We start from the raw sequence: 6,197 nt of genomic DNA, 5'->3' as shown, positions 1-6,197 counted from the left end.
CGTACTGGTTTAAAGTTAATCCACTATATTTCAGACGACCCCTCCCGAAACAGGCATCTCAAGCCTTCAATACAAGGAAACCTATGGACGTTTACGCAACATACACAGCCTATCCGCAAAGCGGCATCGAACAAATCAAAGCCTCCTCCGGCACGCCTGCCGCCGTATCCGAATGCAGCGCAGGCAAACTATGGGACGCGCTGCATTTTGTCCTGACCGGCAAAGGCTCGGACGATGCCGACGCGGCAAACCCGTTGAGCAAAGCCATGATTGGCAACATTTTGCGGCAGGACGAAGAAGCGGGCGAACATACCGGCTGGATAGACGATACCGAAACCGCCGAAGTAGCCCAAGCCCTGAACCAAGCCGATTTCGCCGCGCTGCTCGACAGTAAAGCCGCAGCAGATTTTCAAAACAACCAAATCTACCCCGATATTTGGGGCGATGAAAAAGCATTTGCCGAAACCCGCGCAGAATTGACGCAGCGGTTTAAAGAACTCGCCGCGTTCTACCAAGCCGCCGCCGAACAGCATTGCGGCGTCGTGGTCAGGATTTCATGATTTCAGACGACCTTTTTGAATGGGAAGAGGTCGTCTGAAAAAAGTAAGTCGGATACTTGTATCCGACATAAATTCAAATAAGAAATGGCTTTGTCGTTATTACTGCGCAGGCGGGAATGACGGCGGCGAAAGTAGCGTGGGCTTCGTCCGCGAAAACAAGTTGATCCATCCGATTGCAGATTTTCAGACGACCTCCAAACCAAAGGCTGAAACATGAACCCCGACAAAGTACAACGAAGCAAGCTGAACACGCTGACCGACCTGCCCAATGTCGGCAAAGCCGTGGCGGAGGATTTGGCTTTGCTCGGCATCACGCAGCCGCAGGATTTGGCGGGGCAGGACGCTTACGAAATGTACGACCGCCTGTGCAGCCTGACCGCAACCCGACACGATCCCTGCATGATCGATATCTTCCTGTCGCTGGTTGATTTTATGCAGGGGAACGAACCGAAGCCGTGGTGGCATTTTACGGAACAGCGAAAAGCGTTTTTAGCCGATAAATAAACGCAGCCGATGAGATTGTTCAGACGACCTCGCTACCTTTCAGGTCGTCTGAAACCTTAAACCGAAAGACACAACATGCAGAAAAAACCTTTTTTTCAGACGACCTTATCCCTGTCGCTCGCCCTTGCCTTAAGCGCGTGCGCCGTCCACAGCACCGACCAAAACCTCACGCTTGAATCGACGGGGCAGGTGATGAGCGCGGCGGAGGCTGCCGAACGCTACGACGTGAACGGCAACTGGTGGGAAATCTACCAAAGCCCGCAGCTAAACGCCCTGATGGCACAGGCTTTGGAAAACAATATCGATTTGAAACAGGCTGCCATCAGCGTCAATAAAGCCCTGTATCAGGCGAATATTTTGGGGGCGGATTTGGTGCCGTCGTTCAGCGGCTCGGTGGGCGCGTCCACATCCAAAAACCTGAAAACCGGCAGCCACGGCAACACCTTCAGCAGCCAGCTCGGCTTGAGCTACGAATTGGATTTGTGGCGCAAACTCAGTGCCACCGCCGACGCGCAAGTCTGGGAATACCAAGCCACGCGGCAGGATATGGCAAACACGCGCCTGACTTTGATCAACAATGTCGCCGATGCCTATTTCAACATCGCCTATCTCAATGAAGCCATTGAATTGGCGCAGAAATCCCTCAAGCAATATCAGGAAATCAACCGCATTGCCGAAGCCAAGTTCCGTTACGGCAGAGCCGACTCCAGCCAGCCGACGCAGGCGAAACAATCGCTCTTGAGTGCGCAAAACAACCTGATTTCCCTGAAAAGCAGCCTCGACACGCAAAAACAGGTTTTACGCAACCTGCTCAACCTCAAGCCGAACGAAGACATCGCCGCCGACCCCGCGCAATTCCGCCTACCGTCCGTCAAAGGCGTGAACCTCGACGTACCGATTACCGTGTTGGCGAACCGCCCCGACCTGCGCGCCGTCGAATACCGCCTGCAATCCTCGCTCCAATCCGTCGAAGCGCAAAAACGCAGTTGGTATCCCTCGATTACATTGGGCGCGAGCTTGAGTACGTCGTCTGAAAAAGCCAAAAGCGCGTTCAAGATCCCGCTCTTGGGCGGCTCCGCCACCATCAACCTGCCGTTCCTCAACTGGCAGACCATGAAATGGAAAGACAAAACCGCCCAAGCCAATTTCGACAGCGCCAAACTCGACTTTGAAAAAGCTCTGACTACCGCGCTGAACGAAGTCAACACCAACTACCTCGCCTACCAAAACGCCCAAGCCGCGCTTAACAACCAAGAGCAGCGTTACGCCTTGGACAAGAAAAACAGCCGCTACTACCAAGTGCGCTACCAACACGGCAAAAACGAGCTGAAATACTGGCTGGAAGCGTTGAGTACAGAATACGGCTCCGCCCAAAACGTATTGAACCAGCGGTACGAAACGCTGAAATACGAAAACATGGTGTATAAAGCGATGGCGGGACGTTATACGCCGAAGTAGGGAGAGCGCTGCAAAAGAGGTCGTCTGAAAACTGAAAAAAGCGGTTTTCAGGCGATTTTTGTCGGTTGTGCATGGCTTAAGTTTGCTGCGGGCAAGGCGTCAAGCTGTGGTAAGATGGGAGCCGTCGAAACACAGTCGGTTTGCAAAAGTCAGCCAAAACGGGCGGAGGAAACGGGTGTCTCAACGTATCAATCGCCAAGCGCAATCCGTCGGGTTGTGCTTTTTTGTTTTCAGACGACCTCAAGCCGTTGACCGATTCGGCACATCACATACAAAACAGGAGAAACCAAATGGAAGAAACATTCGTCCAAACGCTGACCATCGCCGGCTCGGACTCCGGCGGCGGGGCGGGGATACAGGCGGATTTGAAGACGTTTCAAATGCGCGGCGTATTCGGTACCAGCGTGCTGACCGCCGTGACCGCGCAAAACACGCTCGGCGTATCGGCGGTGCATCTGATTCCGACCGACATCATTGCCGCGCAAATCGAAGCGATCCGTGCCGATTTTGAAATCCGCGCCTATAAAATCGGGATGCTGGGTACGGCTCAAGTGATTGAATGCGTTGCCGAAAATTTGAAAAAATGCCGTTTCGGCAAGCGCGTCCTCGATCCGGTGATGATTGCCAAAGGCGGCGCGCCGCTGTTGCAGGATTCCGCCGTCGAAGCGATGAAACGCCTGCTGTTGCCCGATACGGACATTCTGACGCCGAACCTGCCCGAAGCGGAAGCCTTGACGGGCGTGCGCATTGAAAACCGCCAAGACGCGGAACGCGCCGCCAAAATCCTGCAAGATTGCGGCGTGAAAAACGTGGTGATTAAAGGCGGGCATTTGGGCGACAGCCGCAGCGAATACTGCACCGACTGGCTGTTTACGCCGGATGACGTGTTTGAATTTGCCGACCGCCGCTTCCCGACGGCGCATACGCACGGTACGGGCTGCACGTTCTCCGCCTGTATCGCCGCCGAGCTGGCAAAAGGTTTCGAAACACTCGAAGCCGTGCAAACCGCCAAAAAATACATTACCGAAGCGATTCGCAACCCTTTGAACATTGGAGCGGGACACGGTCCGGTCAATCATTGGGCGTATCGGGATTGAATAAGGTCGTCTGAAACGGAAATTTCAGACGACCTCTTGCTATATTTATCAGTCAAATTTGTTTACAATATTGGGCAAACCAACTTCAACTTCGCGGAAGAGACATCATGCAAGTTACATCAAAATGGATAGACGGAATGTGCTTTGTCGGCACGACCGAAAACGGACACAGCGTCGTCATGGAAGGCGCGGCGGCGGAAGGGCAGGCGAAACGCGGCCCCAGCCCGATGGAAATGCTGCTTTTGGGCGTGGCGGGCTGTTCCAGCATCGATGTTGTAATGATTGCCGAGAAACAGCGTCAAAAGGTGGTGGACTGCCAAGCGACGGTTACCGCGAAGCGCGCCGACGATGCCCCGCGCGTGTTCACCGAAATCCACATCCATTTTAAAGTCATCGGACACAATTTGACCGAATCCGCCATCGAGCGCGCCGTGCAGATGTCCGCCGAGAAATATTGTTCCGCCTCGATTATGCTGGGCAAGGCGGCGAAAATCACCCACAGTTTTGAAACCGTCGAAGCAGAGTAATTTTTCAGACGACCCCTCGTATCCTTGGGGTCGTCTGAAAAGCGTTTATAGGCGGAATACTGTTTAAGCGTGAATAAAGGCCGCCCAACAAAAAAGCAGATATATTCACGCTACACCATGAATATATCTGCTTGCTTATTGTGGATTCTCTCTCTATCAGCCTTTATAACTTGGCCTTTCAGCGTATTGTGCAAGCTTAGTTAGGGATTGTCAACAATTTTTAATTATATCTTAATCAGGTTTCGTGCCATATTGAAATGAAATCAAGCAAAAAGCGATACAGGGCGGCTCAACGCCGTCGGAAATTTCCAGTCATTTCAAACAATATGACACGCCAGACCATGAGGAGAGCTTAAATAATGAATACCGATAACGAAACCCTCCATGCGCCCACCCCTTCCTCCATGATGCCGGCAGGCAGGCACGATTCGGAGCTGTTCCGCGTTTACGCCCTGATACTCGACGGCATCACCGACCATGTTTTACTGCCCGGCAAAAAACTGACCGAATCCGAGCTTTGCCGCCAAATGGTTTGCTCGCGCAATACCGTACGCGGCGCGCTGTCCCTGTTGGCGCACGACAAAATCGTCGATTTGCAGCCCAATCGCGGCGCGTTCGTCCATGTGCCCGATTTGAAGGAAATGCAGGACGTGTTCAACGCGCGTATCGAAATGGAAAGCATGATTCTGAACCTTCTGTCCGATATGCCCGATTTGGAAACCCGCCTCCAGCCGCTTTACACCATGATCGAACGTGAAGAACAGGCGTCCGACAGCGGCGACCGCGTGGGTTGGAACCGCCTGTCCAACGCCTTCCACGTCGAACTCGCGCGCCTCATCGACAACCACGTCTTGTTCGACATCATGAACACCCTGTGCGCCCGTTCTTCGCTCATCGTCGCCGTTTTCGATGCGCAGCGTCATGAAAAACGCGCCATCAACCCCCATACCCATTCCGAACACCGCGAAATCCTCGACCTACTGGTCAACGGCAAACGCAACCGCGTGGTCAAAGTCATGCGCAAACACTTAAGCGCGTGCGTGGAGCGTTTGGAACGCAAATACGAAGCGGAATAATCCCAATCACGCCAAAAGGTCGTCTGAAAACCAAGATTCAGGTTTTCAGACGACCTTTGGTTTTAGCAAAAGCCAAATAGACGGCTGCCTTTTCCGGCTTCGGGCAAAAGGCGTACAATCCGAATTCAAACGAACCGGAACGAATGGAAACGAATCCAGATGAAACCGAAAATACAGAGACACGAACATATCCTCACGCTCGTGCGCGAGCAACATTTCATGACGGTCGAGCAGCTTGCGGAAGCCTTGGACGTTACCCCGCAGACAATACGCCGCGACATACAGGAATTGAGCGAAAGCGGTCAGTTGAAGCGTTACCACGGCGGGGCGTCGGTCGGCGATATTTCCGGCAACGCGGCACAAGGCAAGCGCAATCATTGCCAAAATGAAAAAAACGCCATCGCCCGCCTGATTGCCGCCCACATTCCCGACAATTCGTCGCTGTTTATCAGCATAGGCACGACAATGGAAGCCGTTGCCGCCGAGTTGGTCAAGCAGCGCAAAAACTTGCGGATTATCACCAACAATATTTACGTCGCCTCCATCACGTCCGCGCGCACCGACTACACCGTCATCATCACCTCCGGCGTCGTGCGCCCATTGGACGGCGGGATTACGGGCGTGGCGACGGTTGATTTTATCAATCAGTTTAAAGTCGATTATGCCGTCATGAGTACGCACGGCGTGGAAAGCGACGGCTCGCTGTTGGACTACGACTATAAAGAAGTCAGCGTCATGCAGGCGATGATGACCAATGCGCGGGTCAGGTATTTGGGCGTGGACCACAGCAAATTCAACAGCAACGCCTTGGTCAGACTGGGCGACATCGGCTCGTTTGACAAAGTATTTACCGACCGCGTACCAGAAGCCGCCATGCAGAAGGTTTTGGGCGATGCGGGCGTAGAATGGCTGGTTGCCGAACCTGTGCCGCTTTGATTTCGGGGGTTATAGTGGATTAACTTTAAATCAGGACAA

7 protein-coding genes are annotated in these 6,197 nt (G+C 53.3%); all 7 read left to right on the top strand.

The window, feature by feature from the left end:
• Nucleotides 1–560 (top strand): DUF1877 family protein (locus HMPREF2572_RS06265; protein ID WP_246827779.1); only part of this gene is annotated, 560 nt, incomplete at its 5' end.
• A gap of 213 nt (nucleotides 561–773) precedes the next feature.
• Nucleotides 774–1,064, top strand: coding sequence for a helix-hairpin-helix domain-containing protein (locus tag HMPREF2572_RS06255; RefSeq protein WP_003758071.1), 291 nt, complete (start codon nucleotides 774–776; stop codon nucleotides 1,062–1,064).
• Nucleotides 1,065–1,139: 75 nt separating this feature from the next.
• Nucleotides 1,140–2,522 (top strand): TolC family protein, encoded by a 1,383-nt coding sequence (locus HMPREF2572_RS06250; protein WP_070496934.1) that lies wholly within the window; start codon nucleotides 1,140–1,142, stop codon nucleotides 2,520–2,522.
• Nucleotides 2,523–2,812: 290 nt separating this feature from the next.
• On the top strand, nucleotides 2,813–3,619 hold the full coding sequence (thiD, locus tag HMPREF2572_RS06245) for a bifunctional hydroxymethylpyrimidine kinase/phosphomethylpyrimidine kinase (RefSeq protein WP_070496931.1): 807 nt from the start codon (nucleotides 2,813–2,815) through the stop codon (nucleotides 3,617–3,619).
• Between the two features lie 107 nt (nucleotides 3,620–3,726).
• Nucleotides 3,727–4,146, top strand: a complete 420-nt coding sequence (locus HMPREF2572_RS06240; RefSeq protein ID WP_003741038.1) for an OsmC family protein — start codon at nucleotides 3,727–3,729, stop codon at nucleotides 4,144–4,146.
• A 359-nt stretch (nucleotides 4,147–4,505) separates the two neighbouring features.
• A complete protein-coding gene (locus tag HMPREF2572_RS06235; protein WP_070496928.1) occupies nucleotides 4,506–5,222 on the top strand; it encodes a GntR family transcriptional regulator in 717 nt (238 codons plus the stop codon).
• A gap of 159 nt (nucleotides 5,223–5,381) precedes the next feature.
• Nucleotides 5,382–6,158 (top strand): DeoR/GlpR family DNA-binding transcription regulator, encoded by a 777-nt coding sequence (locus tag HMPREF2572_RS06230; RefSeq protein ID WP_003741868.1) that lies wholly within the window; start codon nucleotides 5,382–5,384, stop codon nucleotides 6,156–6,158.
• Nucleotides 6,159–6,197 lie beyond the last annotated feature (39 nt).

This window comes from Neisseria sp. HMSC064E01 (assembly GCF_001808875.1).
Classification (GTDB): Bacteria; Pseudomonadota; Gammaproteobacteria; order Burkholderiales; family Neisseriaceae; genus Neisseria; species Neisseria sicca_A.
This window is presented reverse-complemented; position numbering and strand designations above follow the sequence as displayed.

Coding starts and splice junctions, on each gene's coding strand:
- HMPREF2572_RS06255 (WP_003758071.1), top strand. CDS start 774: ATGAACCCCGACAAAGTACAACGAAGCAAGCTGAACACGCTGACCGAC.
- HMPREF2572_RS06250 (WP_070496934.1), top strand. CDS start 1,140: ATGCAGAAAAAACCTTTTTTTCAGACGACCTTATCCCTGTCGCTCGCC.
- thiD (WP_070496931.1), top strand. CDS start 2,813: ATGGAAGAAACATTCGTCCAAACGCTGACCATCGCCGGCTCGGACTCC.
- HMPREF2572_RS06240 (WP_003741038.1), top strand. CDS start 3,727: ATGCAAGTTACATCAAAATGGATAGACGGAATGTGCTTTGTCGGCACG.
- HMPREF2572_RS06235 (WP_070496928.1), top strand. CDS start 4,506: ATGAATACCGATAACGAAACCCTCCATGCGCCCACCCCTTCCTCCATG.
- HMPREF2572_RS06230 (WP_003741868.1), top strand. CDS start 5,382: ATGAAACCGAAAATACAGAGACACGAACATATCCTCACGCTCGTGCGC.